This window comes from Terrabacter aeriphilus (genome assembly GCF_039542985.1).
Taxonomy (GTDB): Bacteria; Actinomycetota; Actinomycetes; order Actinomycetales; family Dermatophilaceae; genus Terrabacter; species Terrabacter aeriphilus.
Genome location: NZ_BAABIW010000014.1, coordinates 184,493 through 209,301 on the forward strand (window position 1 = coordinate 184,493; position 24,809 = coordinate 209,301).

General features: G+C 69.7%; 39 protein-coding genes. 37 read left to right on the forward strand and 2 right to left on the reverse strand.

What is annotated here, in order from left to right:
* Positions 1–19 precede the first annotated feature (19 nt).
* Positions 20–1,216, forward strand: a complete 1,197-nt coding sequence (tuf, locus tag ABD979_RS10035) for an elongation factor Tu (RefSeq protein ID WP_345507330.1) — start codon at positions 20–22, stop codon at positions 1,214–1,216.
* Between the two features lie 131 nt (positions 1,217–1,347).
* On the opposite strand, the gene ABD979_RS10040 is transcribed toward tuf, so the two are convergent.
* A complete protein-coding gene (locus ABD979_RS10040; RefSeq protein ID WP_345507331.1) occupies positions 1,348–2,121 on the reverse strand; it encodes a DUF2785 domain-containing protein in 774 nt (257 codons plus the stop codon).
* A 68-nt stretch (positions 2,122–2,189) separates the two neighbouring features.
* Here ABD979_RS10040 and ABD979_RS10045 point away from each other — a divergent pair, with 68 nt between their 5' ends.
* The 29 genes from ABD979_RS10045 to ABD979_RS10185 all read left to right on the forward strand — a co-directional run bounded on the left by ABD979_RS10045 (position 2,190) and on the right by ABD979_RS10185 (position 19,972).
* Positions 2,190–3,494 carry a M18 family aminopeptidase gene (locus tag ABD979_RS10045; RefSeq protein WP_345507332.1) on the forward strand — a complete coding sequence of 435 codons (1,305 nt, stop codon included), beginning with the start codon at positions 2,190–2,192 and terminating at the stop codon, positions 3,492–3,494.
* 12 nt (positions 3,495–3,506) lie between these two features.
* Positions 3,507–3,905 carry a thiol-disulfide oxidoreductase DCC family protein gene (locus ABD979_RS10050; RefSeq protein ID WP_345507333.1) on the forward strand — a complete coding sequence of 133 codons (399 nt, stop codon included), beginning with the start codon at positions 3,507–3,509 and terminating at the stop codon, positions 3,903–3,905.
* A 343-nt stretch (positions 3,906–4,248) separates the two neighbouring features.
* A complete protein-coding gene (gene rpsJ / locus ABD979_RS10055) occupies positions 4,249–4,557 on the forward strand; it encodes a 30S ribosomal protein S10 (protein ID WP_009775966.1) in 309 nt (102 codons plus the stop codon).
* A gap of 13 nt (positions 4,558–4,570) precedes the next feature.
* Positions 4,571–5,221, forward strand: a complete 651-nt coding sequence (gene rplC, locus ABD979_RS10060) for a 50S ribosomal protein L3 (protein WP_345507334.1) — start codon at positions 4,571–4,573, stop codon at positions 5,219–5,221.
* Positions 5,222–5,226: 5 nt separating this feature from the next.
* Positions 5,227–5,832: a 50S ribosomal protein L4 gene (gene rplD, locus ABD979_RS10065; protein ID WP_345507335.1), complete on the forward strand. Its 606-nt coding sequence runs from the start codon at positions 5,227–5,229 to the stop codon at positions 5,830–5,832.
* Entirely contained in the window at positions 5,829–6,128 is a 300-nt protein-coding gene (gene rplW, locus ABD979_RS10070) for a 50S ribosomal protein L23 (protein ID WP_345507336.1), read from the forward strand. The genes rplD and rplW overlap by 4 nt, the downstream gene beginning before the upstream one ends.
* Positions 6,129–6,156: 28 nt before the next feature.
* A complete protein-coding gene (gene rplB / locus ABD979_RS10075; RefSeq protein WP_345507337.1) occupies positions 6,157–6,993 on the forward strand; it encodes a 50S ribosomal protein L2 in 837 nt (278 codons plus the stop codon).
* A 15-nt stretch (positions 6,994–7,008) separates the two neighbouring features.
* Positions 7,009–7,290 (forward strand): 30S ribosomal protein S19, encoded by a 282-nt coding sequence (gene rpsS, locus ABD979_RS10080; protein WP_020143240.1) that lies wholly within the window; start codon positions 7,009–7,011, stop codon positions 7,288–7,290.
* A 26-nt stretch (positions 7,291–7,316) separates the two neighbouring features.
* Complete coding sequence (gene rplV / locus ABD979_RS10085) at positions 7,317–7,685, forward strand: 50S ribosomal protein L22 (RefSeq protein WP_345507338.1); 369 nt, start codon at positions 7,317–7,319, stop codon at positions 7,683–7,685.
* Positions 7,685–8,509: a 30S ribosomal protein S3 gene (rpsC, locus tag ABD979_RS10090; protein ID WP_344254813.1), complete on the forward strand. Its 825-nt coding sequence runs from the start codon at positions 7,685–7,687 to the stop codon at positions 8,507–8,509. Before rplV ends, rpsC begins: the two co-directional genes overlap by 1 nt.
* A gap of 2 nt (positions 8,510–8,511) precedes the next feature.
* Positions 8,512–8,931 (forward strand): 50S ribosomal protein L16, encoded by a 420-nt coding sequence (gene rplP / locus ABD979_RS10095; RefSeq protein WP_345507339.1) that lies wholly within the window; start codon positions 8,512–8,514, stop codon positions 8,929–8,931.
* On the forward strand, positions 8,931–9,320 hold the full coding sequence (gene rpmC, locus ABD979_RS10100) for a 50S ribosomal protein L29 (RefSeq protein ID WP_345507340.1): 390 nt from the start codon (positions 8,931–8,933) through the stop codon (positions 9,318–9,320). The genes rplP and rpmC overlap by 1 nt, the downstream gene beginning before the upstream one ends.
* Entirely contained in the window at positions 9,317–9,607 is a 291-nt protein-coding gene (gene rpsQ / locus ABD979_RS10105; protein WP_345507341.1) for a 30S ribosomal protein S17, read from the forward strand. Before rpmC ends, rpsQ begins: the two co-directional genes overlap by 4 nt.
* A 140-nt stretch (positions 9,608–9,747) precedes the next feature.
* Entirely contained in the window at positions 9,748–10,116 is a 369-nt protein-coding gene (gene rplN, locus ABD979_RS10110; RefSeq protein ID WP_070191528.1) for a 50S ribosomal protein L14, read from the forward strand.
* A 2-nt stretch (positions 10,117–10,118) separates the two neighbouring features.
* On the forward strand, positions 10,119–10,496 hold the full coding sequence (gene rplX / locus ABD979_RS10115; protein ID WP_345507342.1) for a 50S ribosomal protein L24: 378 nt from the start codon (positions 10,119–10,121) through the stop codon (positions 10,494–10,496).
* A gap of 1 nt (position 10,497) precedes the next feature.
* A complete protein-coding gene (gene rplE, locus ABD979_RS10120; protein WP_345507343.1) occupies positions 10,498–11,067 on the forward strand; it encodes a 50S ribosomal protein L5 in 570 nt (189 codons plus the stop codon).
* Position 11,068: 1 nt separating this feature from the next.
* Entirely contained in the window at positions 11,069–11,254 is a 186-nt protein-coding gene (locus ABD979_RS10125) for a type Z 30S ribosomal protein S14 (protein WP_020143231.1), read from the forward strand.
* Between the two features lie 125 nt (positions 11,255–11,379).
* Positions 11,380–11,778 carry a 30S ribosomal protein S8 gene (rpsH, locus tag ABD979_RS10130; protein ID WP_345507344.1) on the forward strand — a complete coding sequence of 133 codons (399 nt, stop codon included), beginning with the start codon at positions 11,380–11,382 and terminating at the stop codon, positions 11,776–11,778.
* A 12-nt stretch (positions 11,779–11,790) separates the two neighbouring features.
* Positions 11,791–12,327 carry a 50S ribosomal protein L6 gene (gene rplF, locus ABD979_RS10135; RefSeq protein WP_345507345.1) on the forward strand — a complete coding sequence of 179 codons (537 nt, stop codon included), beginning with the start codon at positions 11,791–11,793 and terminating at the stop codon, positions 12,325–12,327.
* 3 nt (positions 12,328–12,330) lie between these two features.
* Positions 12,331–12,705 carry a 50S ribosomal protein L18 gene (gene rplR, locus ABD979_RS10140; RefSeq protein ID WP_345507346.1) on the forward strand — a complete coding sequence of 125 codons (375 nt, stop codon included), beginning with the start codon at positions 12,331–12,333 and terminating at the stop codon, positions 12,703–12,705.
* A gap of 43 nt (positions 12,706–12,748) precedes the next feature.
* Positions 12,749–13,405, forward strand: coding sequence for a 30S ribosomal protein S5 (rpsE, locus tag ABD979_RS10145; RefSeq protein ID WP_345507347.1), 657 nt, complete (start codon positions 12,749–12,751; stop codon positions 13,403–13,405).
* Positions 13,405–13,587 (forward strand): 50S ribosomal protein L30, encoded by a 183-nt coding sequence (gene rpmD / locus ABD979_RS10150; RefSeq protein WP_020143226.1) that lies wholly within the window; start codon positions 13,405–13,407, stop codon positions 13,585–13,587. Before rpsE ends, rpmD begins: the two co-directional genes overlap by 1 nt.
* A 2-nt stretch (positions 13,588–13,589) precedes the next feature.
* Positions 13,590–14,066 carry a 50S ribosomal protein L15 gene (rplO, locus tag ABD979_RS10155; RefSeq protein WP_345507348.1) on the forward strand — a complete coding sequence of 159 codons (477 nt, stop codon included), beginning with the start codon at positions 13,590–13,592 and terminating at the stop codon, positions 14,064–14,066.
* 191 nt (positions 14,067–14,257) lie between these two features.
* The gene (gene secY / locus ABD979_RS10160; protein WP_345507349.1) at positions 14,258–15,580 is read left to right on the forward strand and encodes a preprotein translocase subunit SecY; all 1,323 of its coding nucleotides are present in this window, start codon (positions 14,258–14,260) and stop codon (positions 15,578–15,580) included.
* Positions 15,580–16,149, forward strand: coding sequence for an adenylate kinase (locus tag ABD979_RS10165; protein ID WP_345507350.1), 570 nt, complete (start codon positions 15,580–15,582; stop codon positions 16,147–16,149). Before secY ends, ABD979_RS10165 begins: the two co-directional genes overlap by 1 nt.
* Positions 16,149–17,003: a type I methionyl aminopeptidase gene (map, locus tag ABD979_RS10170; protein WP_345507351.1), complete on the forward strand. Its 855-nt coding sequence runs from the start codon at positions 16,149–16,151 to the stop codon at positions 17,001–17,003. Before ABD979_RS10165 ends, map begins: the two co-directional genes overlap by 1 nt.
* A 55-nt stretch (positions 17,004–17,058) precedes the next feature.
* Positions 17,059–18,498 (forward strand): serine hydrolase domain-containing protein, encoded by a 1,440-nt coding sequence (locus ABD979_RS10175; protein ID WP_345507352.1) that lies wholly within the window; start codon positions 17,059–17,061, stop codon positions 18,496–18,498.
* 95 nt (positions 18,499–18,593) lie between these two features.
* Positions 18,594–19,088 carry an RNA polymerase sigma factor gene (locus ABD979_RS10180; RefSeq protein WP_345507353.1) on the forward strand — a complete coding sequence of 165 codons (495 nt, stop codon included), beginning with the start codon at positions 18,594–18,596 and terminating at the stop codon, positions 19,086–19,088.
* On the forward strand, positions 19,085–19,972 hold the full coding sequence (locus ABD979_RS10185) for a hypothetical protein (protein ID WP_345507354.1): 888 nt from the start codon (positions 19,085–19,087) through the stop codon (positions 19,970–19,972). The genes ABD979_RS10180 and ABD979_RS10185 overlap by 4 nt, the downstream gene beginning before the upstream one ends.
* 40 nt (positions 19,973–20,012) lie before the next feature.
* Here ABD979_RS10185 and ABD979_RS10190 read toward each other — a convergent pair whose 3' ends face one another.
* Positions 20,013–20,717: a hypothetical protein gene (locus ABD979_RS10190; protein ID WP_345507355.1), complete on the reverse strand. Its 705-nt coding sequence runs from the start codon at positions 20,715–20,717 to the stop codon at positions 20,013–20,015.
* Positions 20,718–20,859: 142 nt separating this feature from the next.
* Here ABD979_RS10190 and ABD979_RS10195 point away from each other — a divergent pair, with 142 nt between their 5' ends.
* From ABD979_RS10195 to ABD979_RS10225, 7 genes are all read left to right on the forward strand, one after another.
* The gene (locus ABD979_RS10195) at positions 20,860–21,204 is read left to right on the forward strand and encodes an iron chaperone (protein WP_345507356.1); all 345 of its coding nucleotides are present in this window, start codon (positions 20,860–20,862) and stop codon (positions 21,202–21,204) included.
* A 206-nt stretch (positions 21,205–21,410) separates the two neighbouring features.
* Positions 21,411–21,632: a translation initiation factor IF-1 gene (gene infA, locus ABD979_RS10200; RefSeq protein WP_013493543.1), complete on the forward strand. Its 222-nt coding sequence runs from the start codon at positions 21,411–21,413 to the stop codon at positions 21,630–21,632.
* 152 nt (positions 21,633–21,784) lie between these two features.
* Entirely contained in the window at positions 21,785–21,898 is a 114-nt protein-coding gene (gene rpmJ, locus ABD979_RS10205; RefSeq protein ID WP_006592630.1) for a 50S ribosomal protein L36, read from the forward strand.
* 224 nt (positions 21,899–22,122) lie between these two features.
* Positions 22,123–22,497: a 30S ribosomal protein S13 gene (gene rpsM, locus ABD979_RS10210; RefSeq protein WP_045191882.1), complete on the forward strand. Its 375-nt coding sequence runs from the start codon at positions 22,123–22,125 to the stop codon at positions 22,495–22,497.
* Positions 22,498–22,553: 56 nt separating this feature from the next.
* On the forward strand, positions 22,554–22,949 hold the full coding sequence (rpsK, locus tag ABD979_RS10215) for a 30S ribosomal protein S11 (protein WP_020143208.1): 396 nt from the start codon (positions 22,554–22,556) through the stop codon (positions 22,947–22,949).
* Positions 22,950–22,981: 32 nt separating this feature from the next.
* A complete protein-coding gene (rpsD, locus tag ABD979_RS10220; RefSeq protein WP_345507357.1) occupies positions 22,982–23,590 on the forward strand; it encodes a 30S ribosomal protein S4 in 609 nt (202 codons plus the stop codon).
* A 157-nt stretch (positions 23,591–23,747) separates the two neighbouring features.
* Complete coding sequence (locus ABD979_RS10225) at positions 23,748–24,779, forward strand: DNA-directed RNA polymerase subunit alpha (RefSeq protein WP_345507358.1); 1,032 nt, start codon at positions 23,748–23,750, stop codon at positions 24,777–24,779.
* The last annotated feature ends 30 nt before the right edge of the window (positions 24,780–24,809 follow it).

The window sequence follows — 24,809 nt, forward strand, 5'->3', positions numbered from 1 at the left end:
AGTCCTGAGGAGGACCACAGTGGCGAAGGCAAAGTTCGAGCGGACCAAGCCGCACGTCAACATCGGCACCATCGGTCACATTGACCACGGCAAGACGACGCTGACGGCTGCGATTTCCAAGGTTCTGCACGACAAGTACCCCGACCTGAACCCCCAGTTCGCGTTCGAGGACATCGACAAGGCTCCCGAGGAGCGCCAGCGCGGCATCACGATCTCGATCGCGCACATCGAGTACCAGACGGAGGGTCGTCACTACGCCCACGTCGACTGCCCGGGTCACGCTGACTACGTCAAGAACATGATCACCGGTGCGGCCCAGATGGACGGCGCGATCCTCGTGGTCGCCGCCACCGACGGCCCGATGCCGCAGACGAAGGAGCACGTCCTGCTCGCCAAGCAGGTCGGCGTCCCCTACATCGTCGTGGCGCTCAACAAGGCCGACATGGTCGACGACGAGGAGATCCTCGAGCTCGTCGAGATGGAGGTCCGTGAGCTCCTCTCGGGCTACGAGTTCCCCGGCGACGACCTCCCCGTCGTCAAGGTGTCGGCGCTCAAGGCCCTCGAGGGCGACGCGGAGTGGGGCCAGTCGGTCCTCGACCTCATGGACGCCGTGGACACCTACATCCCGGAGCCCGAGCGCGACATCGACAAGCCGTTCCTCATGCCCGTCGAGGACGTCTTCACGATCACCGGTCGTGGCACGGTCGTCACCGGCCGCATCGAGCGCGGTGTCCTCAAGGTCAACGAGGAGATCGAGATCGTCGGCATCCACACCGGCCCGGCCACGAAGACCACGGTCACCGGCGTCGAGATGTTCCGCAAGCTGCTCGACGAGGGTCGCGCCGGTGAGAACGTCGGCCTGCTCCTTCGTGGTGTCAAGCGCGAGGACGTCGAGCGCGGCCAGGTCGTCGTCAAGCCCGGCTCGATCACGCCCCACACCAACTTCGAGGCCCAGGTCTACATCCTGGGCAAGGACGAGGGTGGCCGTCACACGCCGTTCTACGACAACTACCGCCCGCAGTTCTACTTCCGCACCACGGACGTGACCGGCGTCGTGCACCTCCCCGAGGGCACCGAGATGGTCATGCCCGGCGACAACACCGACATGTCGGTCGAGCTCATCCAGCCGATCGCCATGGAGGAGGGCCTGAACTTCGCCATCCGCGAGGGTGGCCGCACGGTCGGCGCCGGCAAGGTCACCAAGATCGTCAAGTGACCTGACGCTGCACCGCAGCACCAGCTCCAACGGCAGGGCCCGTTCCGCTTCGGCGGGGCGGGCCCTTCCGCGTGCCCGGCTGCGGCGCCGCCCGTCGGCGGGGAGCGGCCCGTGGGCGGGGAAGCGGCCCGTCAGCGGGGGAGCGGCGCCCAGAACCAGGGCGTGACCTCCGCCAGCACCGCGGCCACCTCGGTGCGGACGAGGGCGGCGTGCTCGACGGGGACCGGTTCGCCGCTGCGCAGCACCTGCTCGCCGAGCGCGACGTGCAGCGAGCGCAGCGTCCGCATCGTGTTGCTCGCCTCGGCCGGCACCGCCCCGGGTGCCCCGGTGGCGAAGAGGGCCCGCACCGGCCCGAGCCAGCCGGTCGCCGCGTCGGCCCCGAGGCCGGGGCGCGCCAGCACGAGGGCGAGGGCGCACGCGAGGCGGTCGTCCTCCTGGTCGCGCCACACGAACGGCGTCGGGGCGACGAGGCGCTGCGCGAGGGCGTCGAGCAGGGGCTCGGCCTCGCCCACGCCCGCGCTGCCGCACGCGCCGAAGAAGTCGGCCCCGTGGGCGACGGCGTGCAGCCAGCCGAGCTGCGGGTCGTGGCCGCGCAGGTCGGCCTCGCCGACGTACCACCGCGCCACGGCCGGCACCCAGTCGCGGGCCACCTCGGCGGGGTCGACCCCGTTCGCGTCGCCGGCCTCGACGAGCGCGGCCAGCACGAGCGGCGCGAAGGTGCGCACCTCGGTGCGCTCGTCGCCGAGCCGCTCGAGCATCGTGGAGACGAGCCACGGGAGGTCGCCCGGGCCGACCGCGCCCGCGCGCACGAGGCGCGTCAGGGCGGCATACGCGTGCTCGTCGCGCACCGCGGGGTCGGGGGAGGCGAGGTCGTCGACGAGGGCCGCCAGCGTGGTGTCGGGCATCCCACGATCCTGCCACCCCGGTCGTGCCCGGCGGGCACTCGTGCCGGCGCGGCGGATAGGGTCGCGCCATGGCGCACTCCTTCGACACCGACACCGAGGCCCAGGGCCTGATCGACTACGTCGACGCGAGCCCGACCCCGTTCCACGCCTGCGAGCAGGCCGCGTCCCGCCTCCGCGAGGCGGGCTTCACCGAGGTCGTCGAGACGGCGCCGTGGCCGACCGACCCGGGCCGGCGTTACCTCGTGCGCGGCGGCTCGCTCATCGCGTGGGACACGACGGGGGCGCACGGCTCGGGCGCCGGGCCCGCCGCCGGCTTCCGCGTCGTCGGCGCCCACACCGACAGCCCCAACCTGCGGATCAAGCCCCACCCGGACCATGCACGGGCGGGCTGGCAGCTGCTCGGCGTCGAGCCCTACGGCGGCCTCCTCCTCAGCTCGTGGCTCGACCGCGACCTCGGCCTCGCCGGCCGGGTGGCCGTGCGGGGCGCGCAGGGCGTCGAGTCGCGCACCTTCCACGGCCGTGACGCCCTGCTGCGGGTGGCCCAGCTCGCGATCCACCTCGACCGCACCCAGAACGAGGCGCTGAGCCTCAACAAGCAGTCGCACATGGAGCCGCTGTGGGGCGTCGGCGACGAGCCGGGGGACTTCGTCGGCTACCTCGCCGAGCAGGTCGGGGTCGACCTCGGCGACGTGCTGTCGTGGGACGTCATGACCCACCCCGTGCAGCCCTCGACGCGCCTCGGCCGCTCCCGCGAGCTCATCGCCGCGCCGCGCCTCGACAACCTCGCCACCTCGTACGCCGGCGTGCGCGCGCTGCTCGACGCCGTGGCCACCGAGCCCGCCCACGTGCCGGTGCTCGTGCTCTTCGACCACGAGGAGATCGGCAGTACCTCGGAGCGGGGCGCCACCTCGACCCTGCTGCCCTCGGTGCTCGAGCGCATCGTGACGGCCGGGGGAGGCGGCCGCGACGACTACTGGCGCGCACTGGCCGCCACGGTCATCGCCTCGGGGGACATGGGCCACGCCACCCACCCCAACTACGCCGACCGCCACGAGCCGATGCACCAGATCACCGTCAACGGCGGCCCGGTGCTCAAGGTCAACACCAACCTGCGCTACGCCACCGACTCGGTCGGCGCCGCGGCGTTCCGCCTCGCCTGCGAGCAGGCCGGGGTGCCGATGCAGACCTTCGTGACGCGCAGCGACCTGCCGTGCGGTTCGACCGTCGGCCCGGTCACCTCCTCGCTCACCGGCGCGACCACGGTCGACTTCGGCGCCGCGGCCCTGTCGATGCACAGCACGCGTGAGCTGATGGGCGCCGAGGACCCGGCGATGTATGCCGGGGCGCTGAGCGCGTTCCTCGCGCCGGCCTGAGAGGATGGTGGCGTGGAGACGACGCTGCACGTGCCGGTGAGGCCGACGCTGGTCTACGACGCCGACTGCGGGTTCTGCACCCGCAGCGTGCAGCTCGTGCGCCGCGTCGTCGACCGCCGCGAGCGCTTCGAGATCCGCCCCTGGCAGGAGCTCGACCTCGCTGCGGTCGGGCTGACCGAGGAGGCGTGCGACGAGGCCGCGCAGTTCGTCGGGGCCGACGGCCGCGTCAGCTCGGGCCACCGCGCCATCGCCCACGCGGTGCTGCACGGGGCCCTCCCCTGGCGCCCCGTCGGCCTGCTCCTGCTCGCCCCCGGCATCTCGCCGCTCGCGGCGCGGGTCTACCGCTGGGTCGCCACGCACCGCCACCAGCTGCCGGGCGGCACCGCCGCGTGCGCGCGAACCCAGCCCTGACGGCCGCAGCCCCGACGGCGCGCCACGTCCGCGGACCTGCGCGCCCGCCCCGCCTCGATTTGATAGTGCCCCGCACGCTCTGGCACACTGTTCAGGTTGCTTGACGCGCGTCGCTGACCCATGTCGGTGCCGCCGCCCCTCGAGAGCCTCCTGACGGGGACTCGCTCGGACTCCTCTCGGAGGCCCGAGGGAAGCGCAAGTTACCCGGTTCGGCCGGGTCATCACGACGAGAGTGGCACTTCGGTGCGGGACTTTCACCGCGGAGCGGGCGCGACACGCCCGACCGCGGGGGTCGGATGCCAAGGGAACCGGTAGTCAGAAGCGAGAGAGAGACGTTCATCAGATGGCGGGACAGAAGATCCGCATCCGGCTGAAGTCGTACGACCACGAGGTCATCGACAACTCGGCCCGGAAGATCGTTGACACAGTGACGCGCGCCGGCGCGACCGTGGTGGGCCCGGTCCCGCTGCCGACGGAGAAGAACGTCTTCGTCGTCATCCGGTCGCCGCACAAGTACAAGGACAGCCGCGAGCACTTCGAGATGCGCACGCACAAGCGCCTCATCGACATCATCGACCCGACGCCCAAGGCCGTCGACTCGCTGATGCGTCTCGACCTGCCGGCGGACGTCAACATCGAGATCAAGCTCTGAGGCGGTGGTTGAGATGACTGTTGCTCAGAAGAACGTCAAGGGCGTGCTCGGCGAGAAGCTCGGCATGACCCAGGTGTGGGACGCCGACAACAAGCTCGTCCCCGTGACCGTGGTCCAGGCCGGCCCCTGCGTCGTGACGCAGGTTCGTGCCGACGCGACCGACGGCTACTCCGCGGTCCAGATCGCCTTCGGTGCGATCGACCCGCGCAAGGTGAACAAGCCGATGACTGGCCACTTCGAGAAGGCCGGCGTCACGCCGCGCCGTCACCTCGTCGAGCTGCGCACCGCCGACGCCGGCGACTACGAGCTCGGCCAGGAGATCACGGCCGAGTCCTTCGAGGCCGGCCAGCGCGTCGACGCGACGGGCACGACCAAGGGCAAGGGCTTCGCGGGTGTCATGAAGCGCCACGGCTTCGCCGGCGTCTCGTCCTCGCACGGTGCGCACCGCAACCACCGCAAGCCGGGTTCCATCGGCGGCTGCTCGACCCCGGGCCGTGTCTTCAAGGGCATGCGCATGGCTGGTCGCATGGGTGGCGTTCGCCAGACGACCCAGAACCTCCAGATCCACGCCGTTGACGCCGAGAAGGGCCTGCTGCTCATCAAGGGTGCCGTCCCCGGCCCCCGCGGTGGCATCGTCCTGATCCGCACGGCTGCGAAGGGCTGAACGACATGACGAACCTTCCTGCTGACATCTTCGATGTCCAGACCAACGTCCCGCTGATCCACCAGGTCGTGGTGGCCCAGCTCGCCGCTGCTCGTCAGGGCACGCACTCGACCAAGACGCGCGGCGAGGTCCGCGGCGGTGGGCGCAAGCCGTACCGCCAGAAGGGCACCGGCCGGGCGCGTCAGGGCTCGACCCGCGCCCCGCAGTTCGCCGGCGGTGGCGTCGTCCACGGCCCGCAGCCGCGTGACTACAGCCAGCGCACCCCCAAGAAGATGAAGGCCGCCGCCCTGCGCGGTGCCCTCTCCGACCGGGCGCGCTTCGACCGCATCCACGTCGTCGACTCCGTCGTCACGGGCGAGCTGCCCTCGGCGAAGGACGCCGCGGCGCTGCTCGCGGGCCTCACCGAGCGTCCGAACCTGCTCGTCGTGCTGACGCGCGACGACGAGGTCTCGTTCAAGTCGGTCCGCAACCTGCAGAACGTGCACGTCCTGGTCGCCGACCAGCTCAACACGTACGACGTGCTGTGCGCCGACGACATCGTCTTCACCCAGGCCGCCCTCGACGCGTTCGTCGCCGGTCCGGTCAAGGCCGACAAGGAGGCCACCAAGTGAGCATCCACACCAAGGACCCCCGCGACATCCTCATCGCGCCGGTCGTCTCCGAGAAGTCGTACGGCCTGCTCGACGAGGGGAAGTACACCTTCATCGTCGACCCCCGCGCGAACAAGACGGAGATCAAGATCGCCATCGAGGCGATCTTCAACGTCAAGGTCGACAAGGTGCACACCCTGAACCGTCAGGGCAAGACCCGTCGCACCCGTTTCGGCATCGGCAAGCGCAAGGACACCAAGCGTGCGATCGTCTCCCTCCGCGAGGGCACGATCGACATCTTCGGTGCGGGCGCCTGAGACCGACGAAGAATAAGGACACACGAACATGGGTATCCGTAAGTACAAGCCGACCACGCCGGGCCGTCGTGGCTCGTCGGTCGCCGACTTCGTCGAGATCACGCGTTCCACCCCGGAGAAGTCGCTCGTCCGCCCCCTGTCGAAGACGGGTGGCCGCAACAACGCCGGTCGCATCACGACCCGCCACATCGGTGGCGGTCACAAGCGTGCCTACCGCGTCATCGACTTCCGTCGCCACGACAAGGACGGCGTGCCGGCCAAGGTCGCTCACATCGAGTACGACCCGAACCGCACCGCGCGCATCGCGCTCGTCCAGTACAAGGACGGCGAGAAGCGTTACATCCTGGCCCCGAACAAGCTGAAGCAGGGCGACCCGATCGAGAACGGCCCCGCGGCCGACATCAAGCCGGGCAACAGCCTCCCGCTCCGCAACATCCCGGTGGGTACGGTCGTGCACGCGATCGAGCTCAAGCCCGGTGGTGGCGCGAAGATCGCCCGCTCCGCGGGTGCTCGCGTGCAGCTCGTCGCCAAGGACGGCCCCTACGCCCAGCTGCGTATGCCGTCCGGTGAGATCCGCAACGTCGACGCGCGCTGCCGCGCGACCGTCGGCGAGGTCGGCAACGCCGAGCAGAGCAACATCAACTGGGGCAAGGCCGGCCGCATGCGCTGGAAGGGCAAGCGCCCGACCGTCCGTGGTGTGGCCATGAACCCGGTCGACCACCCGCACGGTGGTGGCGAGGGCAAGACGTCCGGTGGACGTCACCCCGTCAGCCCGTGGGGTCAGGCCGAGGGCCGGACCCGCAAGGGACACAAGGAAAGCGACAAGCTCATCGTTCGTCGCCGCCGTACTGGCAAGAAGCGCTGATAAGGAGCCTTTGGAATGCCTCGTAGCCTGAAGAAGGGCCCCTTCATCGACGACCACCTTCAGAAGAAGGTGGACGCCCAGAACGAAGCGGGCACGAAGAACGTCATCAAGACCTGGTCGCGTCGTTCGGTCATCAGCCCGGACATGCTCAGCCACACCTTCGCCGTCCACGACGGCCGCAAGCACGTCCCGGTGTTCGTCACCGAGTCGATGGTCGGCCACAAGCTCGGCGAGTTCGCACCGACCCGCACGTTCAAGGGTCACGTGAAGGACGACAAGAAGGGTCGTCGTCGCTGATGGCCATCGAATCCAAGGAAGAAGTCATGGAAGCCAAGGCTTCGGCGCGGCACGTCCGTGTCAGCCCCCAGAAGGCACGCCGTGTCGTGGACCTGATCCGCGGCAAGGCCGCCACCGACGCCGTCACGGTGCTCACCTTCGCCCCGCAGTCGGCCTCCGACCCGGTCAAGAAGGTGCTCGAGAGCGCCATCGCCAACGCCCGCGTCAAGGCCGACCGTGAGTCGGTCGCCTTCGACGAGCGCAACCTCGTCATCTCGGCCGCGTTCGTGGACGAGGGCCCGACGATGAAGCGTTTCCGTCCGCGGGCCCAGGGCCGCGCCGGTCGCATCAACAAGCGCACGAGCCACATCACCGTGGTCGTCACGCAGCCGGAGAACAAGAAGGGAGCCCGCTGATGGGTCAGAAGGTCAACCCCCATGGCTTCCGTCTCGGCATCACGACGGACCACAAGAGCCGCTGGTTCGCCGACTCGACGAAGTCGGGTCAGCGCTACCGCGACTACGTCAAGGAAGATGTCGCCATCCGTCGCCTGATGGAGAAAGGCATGGAGCGCGCGGGCATCGCCTCGGTCGACATCGAGCGCACCCGTGACCGCGTCCGCGTCGACATCCACACCGCCCGCCCCGGCATCGTCATCGGTCGCCGCGGCGCCGAGGCCGACCGCATCCGCGGCGAGCTCGAGAAACTCACGGGCAAGCAGGTCCAGCTCAACATCCTCGAGGTCAAGAACCCCGAGATCGTCTCGCAGCTGGTCGCCCAGGGCATCGCCGAGCAGCTCTCGGCCCGCGTCGCCTTCCGTCGCGCCATGCGCAAGGGCATGCAGTCCGCCCAGCGCGCCGGCGCCAAGGGCATCCGCGTGCAGGTCTCGGGCCGCCTCAACGGCGCCGAGATGAGCCGCACGGAGTTCTACCGCGAGGGTCGCGTCCCGCTGCACACGCTGCGTGCGCAGATCGACTACGGCTTCTACGAGGCCCGCACGACCTTCGGGCGCATCGGCGTCAAGGTCTGGATCTACAAGGGCGACATGACGGCCAAGGAGCTCGCGGCCCAGCAGGCCGCCGCCCCGCGCCCGTCGCGTGGCCCGCGTCGTGACGGCGGCGACCGCCCGAACCGCGCCCGTCGTGGTGACCGCAACGAGACCGCCGCTGCTCCGGCAGTGAACGAGACCGCTGCTGCCGAGGCCCCCGCCGCGGCCAGCACCGAGAATGAGCAGGCCTGACCATGTTGATTCCCCGTCGAGTCAAGCACCGCAAGCAGCACCACCCGAACCGCCACGGCGCGGCCAAGGGTGGCACGGCGATCGCGTTCGGTGACTTCGGCCTCCAGGCTCTCGAGCCGGCCTACGTCACCAACCGTCAGATCGAGTCCGCGCGTATCGCGATGACCCGCTACATGAAGCGTGGCGGAAAGGTGTGGATCAACATCTACCCGGACCGTCCGCTCACCAAGAAGCCGGCCGAGACCCGCATGGGTTCCGGTAAGGGTTCCCCGGAGTGGTGGATCGCCAACGTCAAGCCCGGTCGCGTCATGTTCGAGATCTCGGGCGTGGCGGAGCCGGTGGCCCGCGAGGCCATGCGTCTGGCGATGCACAAGCTCCCCATGAAGTGCCGCTTCGTTCAGCGTGAGGGTGGTGACATCTGATGGCAGTCGGAACCAAGGACCTGGCTCCCGAGCAGCTGCGTGGTCTGGACGACACGAAGCTCGCCGACGAGCTGAAGAAGGCCAAGGAAGAGCTGTTCAACCTGCGTTTCCAGTCGGCCACCGGCCAGCTGGACAACCACGGCCGGCTCCGCGCCGTCAAGAAGGACATCGCGCGGATCTACACCGAGATGCGCGAGCGCGAGCTCGGCATCGGCTCGGCCCCCGCCGCCCCCCAGGCGCCGGCGAAGGACGAGAAGAAGGCGGAGAAGAAGACCGCCGCCAAGGCCGACAAGGCCGACAAGGTCGAGAAGGCTGACAAGCCCGAGAAGGCTGACAAGGCCGAGAAGAAGGCCAAGAAGGCTGACAAGGCGCAGGAGGCTGACGCATGAGCGAGCAGGAGAAGGTCGTGAGCGACCAGGCGAGCGATCGCAACTACCGCAAGACCCGTCAGGGCTACGTGGTGAGCGACAAGATGGACAAGACCGTCGTCGTCGAGGTCGAGGACCGCGTCAAGCACGCGCTCTACAGCAAGGTCATCCGCCGTACGAGCAAGGTCAAGGCGCACGACGAGGCCAACACGGCCGGTGTCGGCGACCGCGTCCTGATCATGGAGACGCGTCCGCTCTCCGCGACGAAGCGCTGGCGCATCGTCGAGATCCTCGAGAAGGCCAAGTAAGCACCGCCGGGGGACCGTCGTCCCCCGGCCGCCCTCCGGAGGCCCGCGAGCCGCGGGCCTCCGGGAGGGCACAGACCACAGTCCAGTTCGGCAAGGCTTCGCCCCGCGCGAAGAACCAGCACGACGACAGGAGTTAGACAGTGATTCAGCAGGAGTCGCGGCTTCGCGTCGCCGACAACACCGGTGCCAAGGAAATCCTGTGCATCCGTGTTCTCGGTGGCTCGGGCCGTCGGTACGCCGGCATCGGCGACACCATCGTCGCCACCGTCAAGGACGCGATCCCGGGCGGCAACGTGAAGAAGGGTGACGTCGTCAAGGCCGTCATCGTCCGCACCGTCAAGGAGCGCCGCCGCGCCGACGGGTCCTACATCAAGTTCGACGAGAACGCAGCGGTCATCCTCAAGACCGACGGCGACCCGCGCGGGACCCGTATCTTCGGCCCGGTCGGTCGCGAGCTGCGCGAGAAGAAGTTCATGAAGATCATCTCGCTCGCGCCGGAGGTGCTGTGAACATGGCGAAGACCACCAGCAAGATGAAGATCAAGAAGGGTGACCTCGTCCAGGTCATCTCGGGCCGCAGCCAGAAGAACGGCGGCGACCGGGGCAAGCAGGGCAAGGTCATCGCGGTCTACCCCGAGACGCAGCGCGTGCTCGTCGAGGGCATCAACCGCGTCACCAAGCACGTCAAGGCCGGCGCCACCGCTCGTGGCACCCGCACCGGTGGCCTGACCCACACCGAGGCCGCGATCCACGTGAGCAACGTCGCGATCGTCGACCCCGAGTCGAAGAAGCCCACCCGCATCAAGACGCGCGTCGAGACCGTCGAGCGGAACGGGCGCCAGAAGGCCTCCCGCGTCCGGGTCGCCGTCTCGTCGGACAAGGACCTCTGAGATGACCGAGAACACCATCACCGCGGCCAAGCCCCGTCTGCAGCAGCGCTACCAGGACGAGATCAAGGGCGCGATGCTCGAGCAGTTCGGCTACGCGAACGTCATGCAGGTGCCCGGCGTCGTCAAGGTCGTCGTCAACATGGGTGTCGGCGACGCGGCCAAGGACAGCAAGCTCATCGAGGGTGCCGTCCGTGACCTCACCGCCATCACCGGCCAGAAGCCGGTCGTGACGAAGGCCCGCAAGTCGATCGCCCAGTTCAAGCTGCGTGAGGGCATGCCGATCGGCGCGCACACCACGCTGCGTGGCGACCGCATGTGGGAGTTCCTCGATCGCCTCGTCTCGATCGCGCTCCCGCGCATCCGTGACTTCCGCGGCCTGTCGCCGAAGCAGTTCGACGGCAACGGCAACTACACGTTCGGTCTGACCGAGCAGTCGATGTTCCACGAGATCGACCAGGACCGGATCGATCGCGTGCGAGGCATGGACATCACCGTGGTCACCACGGCGACCAACGATGACGAGGGTCGCGCGCTGCTCAAGCAGCTCGGCTTCCCCTTCAAGGAGAACTGACATGGCCAAGACCGCGCTCGTTAACAAGGCGAACCGGAAGCCGAAGTTCAAGGTCCGTGCGTACACCCGCTGCCAGAAGTGCGGTCGCCCGCACTCGGTGTACCGCAAGTTCGGCCTCTGCCGCATCTGCCTTCGCGAGATGGCGCACGCGGGCGAGCTGCCGGGCGTGACCAAGAGCTCCTGGTAACCGGCTCCCGAGCCTCAGCACCACCAGACCACACACACCTCTGACACCGTAGGTCGGCCACGGCGGCACGAGCCGCAGGGCGAATGCCCAGTCGAAACCCCGGTGAGGAAGGGCGGAGAGCCCACATGACCATGACTGACCCGATTGCGGACATGCTGACCCGCGTCCGGAACGCCAACTCGGCGCACCACGACGTCGTCTCCATGCCGTACTCGAAGCTGAAGAAGAACATCGCCGAGATCCTCCAGTCCGAGGGCTACATCGCCTCGTGGAAGATCGAGGAGGCCGAGGTCGGCCAGACGCTGACCATCGACCTCAAGTACGGCCCCAACCGCGAGCGCTCCATCGCCGGCGTGCGTCGCGTGAGCAAGCCCGGACTGCGCGTCTACGCCAAGTCGACGAACCTGCCCAAGGTTCTCGGTGGCCTCGGCGTCGCGATCCTGTCCACCTCGAGCGGACTCCTGACGGACCGTCAGGCACACGAGAAGGGCGTGGGTGGGGAAGTCCTCGCCTACGTCTGGTAAGGAGACACTGACATGTCGCGAATCGGACGACTCCCGGTCTCCATCCCCTCGGGTGTGGACGTCAAGGTCGAAGGCCAGGACGTCTTCGTCAAGGGCCCGAAGGGTGAGCTGTCGCTCACCGTCGTGCAGCCCATCACGGTCGAGCTCGGCGAGGGCAACCTCGAGGTCAAGCGCCCCGACGACGAGCGCGACTCGCGCTCGCGCCACGGCCTGACCCGCTCGCTCATCAACAACATGGTCCTCGGTGTCACCGAGGGCTACGAGAAGAAGCTGGAGATCCACGGCACGGGTTACCGTGTCGCCGCGAAGGGCTCGAACCTCGAGTTCTCGCTCGGATACTCGCACCCCATCGTCATCGAGGCTCCCGCCGGCATCAGCTTCGCCGTCGAGAACCCGACGCGCTTCTCGGTGCAGGGCATCGACAAGCAGCTCGTTGGCGAGGTCGCGGCGAACATCCGCAAGCTGCGCAAGCCCGACCCGTACAAGGGCAAGGGTGTTCGCTACGCGGGCGAGCAGATCCGTCGCAAGGTTGGAAAGGCCGGTAAGTAAGCCATGGCAATGATCATCAAGCGCGGCAAGTCCAAGGCTGCCGCCCGCATCCGTCGCCAGGTGCGCGGTCGCAAGAAGATCGCCGGCACCGCGGCCCGCCCCCGCCTCGTCGTGTCGCGGTCGAGCCGTCACCTGTTCGTCCAGGTCGTCGACGACACGGTCGGCAAGACCGTCGCCTCGGCCTCGACGATGGAGGCCGACCTGCGCGCCTTCGACGGTGACAAGACGGCCAAGGCCAAGAAGGTCGGCGAGCTCGTGGCCGCCCGTGCCAAGGACGCCGGCATCGAGGCCGTCGTGTTCGACCGTGGTGGCAACAAGTACCACGGCCGTGTCGCGGCGATCGCCGAGGGCGCCCGTGAAGGTGGGCTGGCCCTGTGACCCAGCACTTCGTGACCGCAAATGTTGAGATGAGGAACATCTGATGCCCGGACAGCAGCGTCGAGGCACCGGCCCCGCCGGTGGCGGCGAGCGCACCGAGCGCGGAGACCGCCGTGACAACCGCGGCGGCCGCGACAACCGCGACAGCCGTGACGACAAGAACCAGTACGTCGAGCGCGTCGTGACCATCAACCGTGTCTCCAAGGTCGTCAAGGGTGGTCGTCGCTTCAGCTTCACCGCCCTCGTCGTCGTCGGTGACGGTGACGGCACCGTGGGTGTCGGCTACGGCAAGGCCAAGGAAGTTCCCGCGGCCATCGCCAAGGGTGTCGAGGAGGCCAAGAAGAACTTCTTCAAGGTCCCGCGCATCCAGGGCACCATCCCGCACCCCGTCCAGGGTGAGGCGGCGGCCGGTGTCGTCATCCTCCGCCCCGCCGCCCCCGGTACCGGTGTCATCGCCGGTGGCGCGGTGCGTGCGGTGCTCGAGTGCGCCGGCATCCACGACGTGCTCAGCAAGTCGCTGGGCTCCGACAACGCCATCAACGTCGTGCACGCCACGGCCCAGGCGCTGCGCGAGCTCGAGCGCCCCGAGTCGGTCGCTGCCCGTCGTGGCAAGACCCTCGAGGAGGTCGCTCCGGCGGCCATGCTCAAGGCCCGTGCCGCCGGCCTCGCCGACGCCCAGGCTGCGAAGGCTGGTGCGTGATGGCTCGTCTCAAGGTGACCCAGACCCGTTCGGAGATCGGCGGCAAGCAGAACCAGCGTGACACGCTGCGCAGCCTCGGTCTGAAGCGCATTGGCGACGTCGTCGTCAAGGAGGACCGTCCCGAGATCCGCGGGATGGTCAAGACGGTCACGCACCTCGTGTCCGTCGAGGAGGTTGACTGACCATGGCCGAGAACGCCAAGAAGACGGGCGAGTCCGCCCTCAAGGTCCACCACCTGCGTCCGGCCCCCGGAGCCAAGACCGCCAAGACCCGTGTCGGTCGTGGTGAGGGCTCCAAGGGCAAGACCGCCGGTCGTGGCACCAAGGGCACCAAGGCCCGCTACCAGGTCCCGGAGCGTTTCGAGGGCGGCTCGATGCCGATGCACATGCGCCTTCCGAAGCTCCGTGGCTTCAAGAACCCGTTCCGCACGGAGTACCAGGTCGTGAACCTGGACCGCCTGCAGCTGCTCTTCCCGGAGGGTGGTCAGGTCTCCGTCGCCGACCTCGTCGCCAAGGGTGCCGTCCGTGACGGCTTCCCGGTGAAGGTCCTCGGCACGGGCGAGATCACGGTCAAGGTGCAGGTCGAGGCGCACAAGTTCTCGACCTCCGCCAAGGACAAGATCGAGGCCGCCGGCGGCTCGGTCACGGCCCTCGCGGGCTGATCGACCGGTCGACGAGCGCGTCTCGACGACCACCACACCCTGAGTGTGAGCAGCGCCCCGGACGCCGATCCGCGGTCCGACGTGACGTCGGACACCGCGGACGGTGACCGGGGCGCTGTGCTTTTGCGTTAACCTTCCACGGATCGCATGAATGACGCCGCGCCACCCGCGCGGCCCCCCAGGAGGACCCAGTGCTCGCCGCTTTCGCACGCGCGTTCCGTACCCCGGACCTGCGCAAGAAGCTGCTCTTCACGCTCGGCATCATCGTGCTGTTCCGTCTCGGGTCGCACGTGCCGACCCCGGGCATCAACTACACGCTGGTGCAGAACTGCCTGACCGCGGCCAAGGGCCAGTCCGGAGACCAGAGCGGGTTCCTCAACCTCGCGAACCTCTTCAGCGGCGGTGCGCTGCTGCAGCTGTCGGTCTTCGCGCTGGGGATCATGCCGTACATCACGGCGAGCATCATCATCCAGCTGCTGACCGTGGTCATCCCGCGCTTCGAGGCGCTCAAGGAGGAGGGCCAGTCCGGGCAGAGCAAGCTGACGCAGTACACCCGCTACCTGACGATCGGCCTCGCGATCCTCCAGTCGGCGACCCTCGTCACCTTCGCGCGCAACCCCACGAGCCTCTTCGGCACGTCGTGCGACACGATCATGACCGACCAGTCCATGGTCACGATCCTCATCATGGTGCTCACCATGACGGCCGGCACCGGCCTCATCATGTGGTTCGGCGAGCTCATCACCGACAAGGGCGTCGGCAACGGCATGTCGCTCATGATCTTCACCTCGATCGCCGCCGGCTTCCCGGCCTCCCTCTGGGGCATCAAGGAGAACAAGGGCTGGGGCACCTTCCTCGGCATCATCGTGCTCGGCATGTTCGTCATCGCCGCGGTGGTCTTCGTCGAGCAGTCGCAGCGGCGCATCCCCGTGCAGTACGCCAAGCGCATGGTCGGTCGCCGCATGTACGGCGGCACCTCGACCTACATCCCGCTCAAGGTCAACATGGCCGGCGTCATCCCCGTCATCTTCGCGAGCTCGCTGCTCGCCCTGCCGGGCCTCATCGCGCAGTTCAACACCCGACCCGACGGCACGAATGCGGCGTGGGTCCAGTGGGTCCAGGACAACCTCGTCAAGGGTGACCACCCCATCTACATGGCGACCTACGTCGCGCTCATCCTCTTCTTCACCTTCTTCTACGTCTCGATCACGTTCAACCCGACCGAGGTCGCGGAGAACATGAAGAAGTACGGCGGCTTCATCCCCGGTATCCGGGCCGGGCGACCCACGGCCGAGTACCTCAACTACGTGCTGACCCGAATCACCGTCCCGGGAGCCATCTACCTCGCGATCGTCTCGCTCATCCCGCTCGTCGCCCTCGTGCTCGTCGGCGCCAACCAGAACTTCCCGTTCGGTGGCACCTCGATCCTCATCGTCGTCGGCGTGGGGCTCGAGACGGTCAAGCAGATCGAGGCGCAGCTGCAGCAGCGTCACTACGAAGGGTTCCTCCGTTGATGCGACTCATCATCCTCGGCCCGCCCGGGGCCGGTAAGGGCACCCAGGCGGCCCGCATCGCCGACCGCCTCGGCATCCCGGCCATCTCGACCGGCGACATCTTCCGCGCCAACATCAAGGACCAGACCGAGCTGGGCCAGCGCGTGCAGGGCATCCTCGCCTCCGGTGGCTACGTGCCCGACGAGGTCACGAACGAGATCGTCGCCGACCGCCTCACGTGGGACGACGCGACCGACGGCTTCCTGCTCGACGGCTACCCGCGCACGGCCGGTCAGGTCGACGCGCTCGACGCGATGCTCGCGCAGCACGGCCACGCCCTCGACGCCGTCCTCGAGCTCGAGGTCGACGAGGACGCCATCGTCGAGCGCCTGCTGAAGCGCGCCGAGACCGAGGGTCGCGCCGACGACACCGAGGAGGTCATCCGCGAGCGCCAGGCGATCTACCGCAAGGAGACCGCCCCCCTCGCCGAGCACTACGGCCTCGTCGGCCTGCTCGTCAAGGTCGACGGCATGGGCGCGGTCGACGCCGTCACCGACCGCGTCATCGCGGCGCTGCCGCAGCACGGCTGATGTTCGGACGCCGCACCAGGCTCCACGGCCGCACCGACGAGCAGCTCCTCCTCATGCGTGAGGCGGGGCTGCTCGTGGGCCGCACCCTCGAGATGCTCGCGACGCAGGTGCGCCCCGGCGTGACGACGCTCGAGCTCGACCGTCTGGCGGAGGCCTTCATCCGCGACCACGGGGGAGTGCCCAACTTCCAGCTCGTCCCGGGCTACCGGCACACCCTCTGCACGAGCGTCAACGACGAGGTCGTCCACGGCATCCCCGGTCCGCGGGTGCTCGAGGCCGGCGACATCGTCTCGATCGACTGCGGCGCGGAGGTCAAGGGCTGGAACGGCGACGCCGCGTTCACCGCGGTCGTCGGCGGCCGCGAGGCCGGCCGTCCCGAGGACCTCGACCTCATCGACGCCACCGAGGCGAGCCTCTACGCCGGCATCGCCGCGATGGAGGTCGGCGGGCGGCTCTACGCCGTCGGCGACGCCGTCGAGGCGAGCATCGAGGCGGCTGCCACCCGTGACGGGCGCACCTACGGCGTCGTCGACGAGTACGTCGGCCACGGCATCGGCACCGAGATGCACATGGACCCGCAGATCCCCAACTACGCGGTGCGCGAGGCCGGGCCCAAGCTCGTCGACGGCTTCACCGGCGCCATCGAGCCCATGGTCACCCTCGGCGGCATCGACACCACGGTGCAGGCCGACGACTGGACGGTCGTCACGGCCGACGGCTCCCGCGCCGCGCACTGGGAGCACTCGGTCGCCGTGCGCGAGGGCGGGCTCTGGATCCTCACCGCCGTCGACGGCGGCAAGGCTGCCCTCGCGGCGGTCGGGGCGGCATACGCCCCCCTCGACGCCATCGGCTGACACCGCGCCCGCACGTGCGCGCACGCGGGCCGCGCGACCGCGTAACGTCGCGCTCGTGACTCTTCCCCGCAGCACCCCGTCCGCCCAGGGCGTCGACGCCGCCGGCCTGCTCGCGTTCGTCGACGCGATCGAGCGCGCCGGGCTCGACCCGCACAGCCTCATGGTGGTCCGGCACGGCCACGTCGTCGCCGAGGGGTGGTGGCGGCCGTATGCCGCTGACCGCGTCCACCTCGCGTACTCCCTCAGCAAGACGGTGACGGCCACGGCCGTCGGCTTCCTCGTCGACGAGGGTCGGCTCTCGCTCGACGACCGCGTGCTCGAGCACTTCCCCGAGCTCGACCGGGCGCGCGTGGCGCCCGGCTGGGAGGACGTGCGCGTGCGCCACTGCCTGTCGATGACGGTGGGGCACGAGGAGGACGCGTGGGGCCAGGTCTTCGACCGGATGAGCGGCAGCGACTTCGGCAGCGACAGCGACTGGGTGGCGCGGGTCTTCGCGACGACGCCGACGCGCGAGCCCGGCACCGTCTTCGCCTACAACCAGGTCGCTACCTACCTGCTCTCGCTGATCGTGCGCCGGGTCAGCGGCGAGGGCGTCGCCGAGATGCTGCGTCCCCGTCTGCTCGACCCGCTCGGGCTGCCCGACATCCCGTGGCACCGCGACCCGCTCGGCCGTGAGCTCGGCTTCACGGGCTCGCACCTGACGACCGAGGCCATCGCCTCCCTCGCGCAGCTCTACCTCGACGGGGGCCGGTGGCAGGGGCGCCGGCTCCTCCCGGAGGCCTGGGTGGAGGAGGCGACGCGCGCCTTCGGGCCGCTCAACGAGGACCCCGGCGCCGACGAGGACTGGCGTCGCGGCTACGGCTACTCGTTCTGGATGCAGCGCGTCGGCTACCGCGGCGACGGCGCCTACGGGCAGTTCCTCGTCGTGCTGCCCGAGCACGACACCGTCGTCGCGATCACCTCGGAGCAGGAGCGCATGCAGTCGACGCTCGAGGCCATGTGGGAGCACCTCGTGCCCGCGCTCGGGGGAGCGGGGGCCGCTCCCGACGGTGGCGGGGCCGAGCAGGCCCTGGCCGCCCGGCTGGACGCCCTCGAGATCCCGGCGCTGGGCGGCGGCGGCCTCGGGCCCGGCGCCGCAGAGCTCACCCGCTCGGCGGCGTCCGACCTGGCCCGGGACTACACCGCCGTGTCGGTGACGCGCGACGGCGCCGACCACGTGCTCGGCCTGCAGCGCGCGGGGGAGTGGATCCGGCTGCCCGTCGGCTCCGGTGCCTGGCGCGAGGGTGAGCTCGTCGCCGCCGGCGCGACCCTCCCGGTCGTCGCCAGCGGCGGCTGGGTCGACGCGGAGACGTTCCGCGCCGAGGTCATCGTCATCGAGTCGCCGCACCGCTTCCGCGTCGAGGCCCGGCTCGGCGCCGGCGAGGCCGACCTGACGTGGCGCCTGGTGCCGCTCACCGGCCGCGACCCCCTCTGGCTCGCCACCCGCTGGTCCTGACCCCGCCCCAGCTGCGGGGTGCGTCGTGTCCCGGCGGAACCGGACCGGGCCCTCGCAGGTATCACCGGTGACAGCATCCGGACAGGGGGACGACCATGGGACGCGCGCCGGCGTGGGAGCACGATTACTGCACGTACTACGCGGCGCGACGCCGCGCGTTCGTGCGCACCGCCTACGCGATCCTCGGCAGCTGGGCCGCTGCGGAGGACGTCACGCAGTCCACGTTCACCCAGCTCTACGTCCACTGGCCGCGGATCCACGACGAGACGCGTGACGCGTACGCCCGTCGCGCCCTCGTCAACGCGTGCTACACGGCCGGCCGCAAGGCCGCGCGGGAGCCCTCCCTCGCGGAGGTCCCGGACCGGGAGGCGGTCGCGCCCGAGAGCGTCGACCCCGAGCTGATGGCCGCCCTCGGGCAGCTGTCGGCCAAGCACCGGGCCGTCGTCGTCCTGCGCTACCTCGACGACCTCTCCGTCGCCGAGGTCGCGCGGGTGCTCGACCTGCCCGAGGGGACGGTCAAGAGCCAGGCCGCCCGGGCGCTGTCACGACTGGAGACCGTTCTGACGAGCAGCGAAGGAGCACGCGCATGAGCCTGCCGACCCCCCTCGAGGACCAGCTGAGGTCCCGGCTCGACCGGGCCACGCACGAGGTGCCCGGCCTCGGTGACCTGGACGACGCGGTGACCCGCGGCCGCCGCCGGCGCGCCGTGCGGGCCGCCGCCACCGTCACCTCGGCGGTGGCGGGCGTGGCGGTCGTCGCGACGGGCGTCGCCCTCGCCCTCGGCGCCGGGCAGCGCCCGGTGCCGAGAGCCGCCGTGCCCGCCGCCGCGCCGGCGGCGCCGGCAGCTGCGACGTCGGACCACGTGCCGGGGTCCGACGTCGACGAGACGATGGCCGCCGTCGTCGCCGACCACGTCGCGCGTGCCGGCACGGCCACGAGCGTCTACCCGAGCGACTGGACGCGCTCGAACCCCCTCCCCGTCGCCCGGTTCGCGAGCGCGACGGAGTGGCAGGCGCACTACCGCGTCGGCAGCGGGGAGGACCTCACCGTGCTGATGTCGCAGCGACCGACGGATGCCCCGGCCGGGGCCGCGGTGTGCGACGACTCCGGCCGGGTGGTCGACGGGCGCGGTGCCCGCATCAGGCTCGGCGACATCGGGCCCGGTGGTTCGGTGGTCGTCGTCCCCGGCGGCGCCGCCCAGGGCGAGTCGCCGTGCGTGGCCCGGACGCTGCCGGGTGGGGTGCTCGTGCTCGTGCACGGTGGTGCCCGCACGACGGCGACCTTCTGGCGCACCTCGGACGCGACCGTGGTGACGGTCTCGTCGACCCTCACGACCACCGCTGCGGGTGACCGGCAGGTCACCGACGCCGAGCTGGAAGGGGTCGCCACCGACCCGCGGCTCGCGTTCGCCCACACGAGCGACCCGCCGGCGTGGCCCGCGGCCAACGGTCCGGGCTGGCCCGCGGGGCTCTGACGCGCCCCGCTCCGCGGACCGTGCGTCGGGCAGGGGAGGGTCAGCGGCCGAGCGCACCCGGGGTGCCGCCGGCGTGGACGACCATCCGCTCGGCGACGACGCGCGCGTTGGCCTGCAGCACCGGCAGGGGCACCCGCGGCAGGTTCTCCTCCCAGTCGATGAGGGGTGAGCCGCGCAGCTGGAGCATCCGGGCCGGACGGCCGAGGAAGAACAGGTGCAGGTGCGCGCCGCCGTCGCCGTACTTGGCCAGCTGCACGCGGCCGACGCTCGGCACGTGCTCGACGGCGTCGGCCACGGCGACGACGAGCTGGCCCATCTCGGCGGCGAGCTGGGTCGGCAGCGAGGGCAGGTCGTGGTGCTCGACCGGGCCGAGCGAGACCATGACGGGCAGGCCGGTCTCCGCGACGAGCGACAGCCTCCAGCGCTCGTTGCTCCAGACGGTCGTGCCGTCGTCGGGGCGCTGCGGCCCGCGGCACCAGCAGTCGGAGGGGTCCTCCCCGCGGCGCGGCGGCTCCTCGTCCGCGGGCGGCTGCAGCGGCTTGAGCCGCAGGCTCTCGGTCTCGTAGGGGTAGATGTCCCAGCCGGGCATCTCCTCCACGGCGACGGGCAGGCGGCCCTCGTCGTCGGCGGCCGCGCGGATCCGGGCGTAGTACGCCTCGACGTCCTCGGCCTGCGGAGCGACCACCCCGTCCCGGTGGTCCGCGGGGGCGGCGTGTGCGGTGGCGTCCTCGCCGTGCTCGCTCATCGGTTCAGTATGCCGGGTGCACCCCGCCGTGGCCCCTCGACCCGAGCAGCGGACGAGCAGCACCCGAGCAGCGCGCGGGCGTGCGGCCCGGCGCACCCGGCATACGGCTGCGGGGCAGCGGACGACGTGGGAACCTCGACGCGTGGGGACCGTCGAGGACTACCTGAGCGGACTGCCTCCGGAGCAGGCGCAGGCCCTGCGGCGGGTCGTCGAGCTCTCCCACGCCCTCGCGCCCGACGCGGAGGAGGGCACGAGCTACGGGATGCCCGCGCTGCTCGTGGGCGGCCGGCCCCTCGTCGGGATCACGGCCGCGGTGCGGCACCTCTCGCTCTTCCCGTTCAGCTCCGCCGTCGTGGCCGCGGTCGCGCCCGACCTCGAGGGCTACTCGCTGAGCAAGGGCACGATCCGGTTCACGGTCGAGCAGCCGCTGCCCGACGCCGTGGTCGAGCAGGTGGTGCGGCTGCGCCGCGCCGAGCTCGGCGTCTGAACTCCGGCGCGAGGACGGGGGAGTGCCGGGAGGCCCCCTGAGGACTCCGGCACCGATTTCGGGAACGCGGGGATCTGGCGTAGTCTTGTGCGTTGGGTGTCGTGTGCCTCGGCGCCCTGATCACGCGCGCGCCCCGAGCGCGTGCAACCAGGCACGTCCCAAGGCCGGCTCAGTCCGGGTCGGCCAGCAACAGATAGACGGAGGATATGGCCAAGAAGGACGGTGTCATCGAGATCGAGGGCACGATCGTCGAGGCTCTCCCGAACGCGATGTTCCGGGTCGAGCTCTCCAACGGTCACAAGGTGCTCGCCCACATCTCGGGAAAGATGCGACAGCACTACATCCGGATCCTCCCCGAGGACCGTGTCGTGGTGGAGCTCTCGCCCTATGACCTGACCCGCGGTCGGATCGTCTTCCGCTACCGCTGAGCACCAGGTCCGGTCGACCGGTTCGCGTGAGCGGACGGGCCCGGCCGGGACGAGTGCGAAGCAGCAACCCGATTACCCAACCAAGCACCTGTTCGTCCCACGCCCGCCCGGGTGTGGAGCGGGTGGGCGCGCGATCTGAAGACAGCAGGCAGATGAAGGTTCAGCCGAGCGTCAAGAAGATCTGCGACAAGTGCAAGGTGATCCGCCGTAACGGTCGGGTCATGGTGATCTGCGAGAACCTGCGCCACAAGCAGCGCCAGGGCTGAGCAGAGCCACCACCCTCGCCGTCGACAGACTTTCGACAGCACGCGTAAGACAAGCATGAAAGCAGCACCCGGCCCCTGATGACCGACCGTCGTGTCGGCGCAGGACGTCACCCCCGGCACGGAGGCCGGGGACCGGTGGTCCGTCCTTCTGAGTGGCGGACCGAGACCCCGGACTGGTGGCTGCTCCAGACCTCCGCGAAACAGAAAACAGGAGACACCCCAACATGGCTCGTCTTGTTGGCGTCGACCTTCCGCGCGAGAAGCGCGTCGAGGTCGCTCTGACCTACATCTTCGGTGTGGGTCGTACCCGTTCCAAGCAGGCGCTGGTTGCCACCGGCGTCGACCCCAACACCCGCGTCAAGGACCTCGGTGAGACCGAGCTCGTTGCGCTTCGTGACTTCCTCGAGGGCAACTACCGCCTCGAGGGTGACCTTCGCCGTGAGGTGCAGGCCGACATCCGCCGCAAGGTCGAGATCGGCTCCTACGAAGGTCTCCGTCACCGTCGTGGTCTTCCCGTGCGCGGCCAGCGCACCAAGACCAACGCGCGCACCCGCAAGGGCCCGAAGCGCACCGTGGCCGGCAAGAAGAAGGCCAAGTGACGCTGATCGCCTCGCGATCAGGTCTCACCGACATTCAGTTCTGACGTAGGAGAAACATGCCTCCCAAGGCTCGCGTGACGAAGGTTCGTCGCAAGGAGAAGAAGAACGTCGCCCACGGGCACGCTCACATCAAGAGCACGTTCAACAACACGATCATCTCGATCACGGACCCCACGGGCGCCGTGATCGCGTGGGCGTCGGCCGGCCAGGTCGGCTTCAAGGGCTCGCGCAAGTCCACGCCGTTCGCGGCCCAGATGGCGGCCGAGGCCGCTGCCCGCCGTGCCATGGAGCACGGCATGCGCAAGGTCGACGTCTTCGTCAAGGGTCCTGGTTCGGGCCGCGAGACGGCGATCCGCTCGCTCACCGCCACCGGCCTCGAGGTCGGCGCGATCAGCGACGTCACGCCCACGCCGCACAACGGTGTCCGCCCGCCCAAGCGCCGTCGCGTCTGATCCGGCACTGAGCGAGAGAGAGAACTAGGAACATGGCTCGTTACACCGGCCCGATCACCAAGAAGTCCCGCCGCCTGAAGATGGACCTCGTCGGCGGCGACAAGAACTTCGAGCTCCGCCCGTTCCCGCCCGGCCAGCACGGCCGTCGCCGGATCCAGGAGAAGGAGTACCTGACCCAGCTCCAGGAGAAGCAGCGCGCCCGCTTCCAGTACGGCGTCATGGAGAAGCAGTTCGTCCGCTACTACAAGGAAGCGGCGAAGCGCCCCGGCAAGACCGGTGAGAACCTCCTGCAGATCCTCGAGTCGCGCCTCGACAACGTGGTCTACCGCGCGGGCCTGGCCCGCACGCGTCGTCACGCCCGTCAGCTCGTGACGCACGGCCACTTCGAGGTCAACGGCGTGCGCGTCGACGTCCCGAGCTACCGCGTCGAGCAGTACGACATCATCACGGTCCGCAAGCAGTCCGTCGAGAGCTTCCCGATCGAGCTGGCCCGCCAGACGTTCGGCGAGCGTCCCGTGCCGGCCTGGATGCAGGTCGTCGAGGGCTCGCTGCAGATCCTCATCCACCAGCTCCCGGTGCGCGCGCAGATCGACTCGCAGCTCACCGAGCAGCTCATCGTCGAGCTCTACTCGAAGAACTGACCCAGGACGTGCGCCGCGGGGCCCCGGCCCCGCGGCGCACGACCCCTGGTGCTCGGGGCCGCGTTCGCAGACAGAGGCGAGCGTGGCCCGCCCGGATCACGACCGGGCAGTTTCACGAGGCGTCATATGGCGGTCGCCCGTGGGAAGGAAATGAACAGTGCTCATCGCACAGCGTCCCGTGCTCTCCGAAGAGGTCGTCGCGGGCAACCGCAGCCGCTTCACCATCGAGCCGCTCGAGCCCGGCTTCGGCTACACGCTCGGCAACTCCCTCCGTCGCACCCTGCTCTCGAGCATCCCGGGCGCGGCGGTCACCTCCATCCGCATCGACGGCGTGCTCCACGAGTTCACGACCGTTCCGGGCGTGAAGGAGGACGTCACCGAGATGATCCTCAACATCAAGGGCCTCGTCGTCTCCTCGGAGCACGACGAGCCGGTCGTCATGTACCTGCGCAAGCAGGGCCCGGGTGCGGTCACCGCCGCCGACATCACGCCGCCCGCGGGCGTCGAGGTGCACAACCCCGACCTGCAGATCGCGACCCTGAACGACAAGGGCAAGCTCGAGATGGAGCTGACCGTCGAGCGTGGCCGCGGCTACGTCTCGGCGCAGCAGAACAAGTCCGGTGACCAGGAGATCGGCCGCATCCCGGTCGACTCGATCTACAGCCCGGTGCTCACCGTGACCTACAAGGTCGAGGCGACCCGAGTCGAGCAGCGCACCGACTTCGACAAGCTCATCGTCGACGTCGAGACGAAGAACTCGATGACCCCGCGTGACGCCATGGCCTCGGCCGGCAAGACGCTGGTGGAGCTCTTCGGCCTGGCCCGCGAGCTCAACGTCGAGGCCGAGGGCATCGACATGGGCCCGTCGCCGACGGACGCCGCGCTCGCCGCGGACCTCGCCCTGCCGATCGAGGACCTGGACCTCACCGTTCGTTCCTACAACTGCCTCAAGCGCGAGGGCATCCACACCGTGGGTGAGCTCGTGGGCCGCAGCGAGGCCGACCTGCTCGACATCCGCAACTTCGGTGCGAAGTCGATCGACGAGGTCAAGGCCAAGCTCGTCGGCATGGGTCTGGCCCTCAAGGACAGCCCGCCCGGGTTCGACCCCTCGGCCCTCGTCGACGGTTACGGCGAGGACGACTACAGCGACGACGACGACCAGTCGTTCGTCGAGGACGAGCGTCTCTGACCACTTGCTTGTGACCGAGTCGCGCCCGCC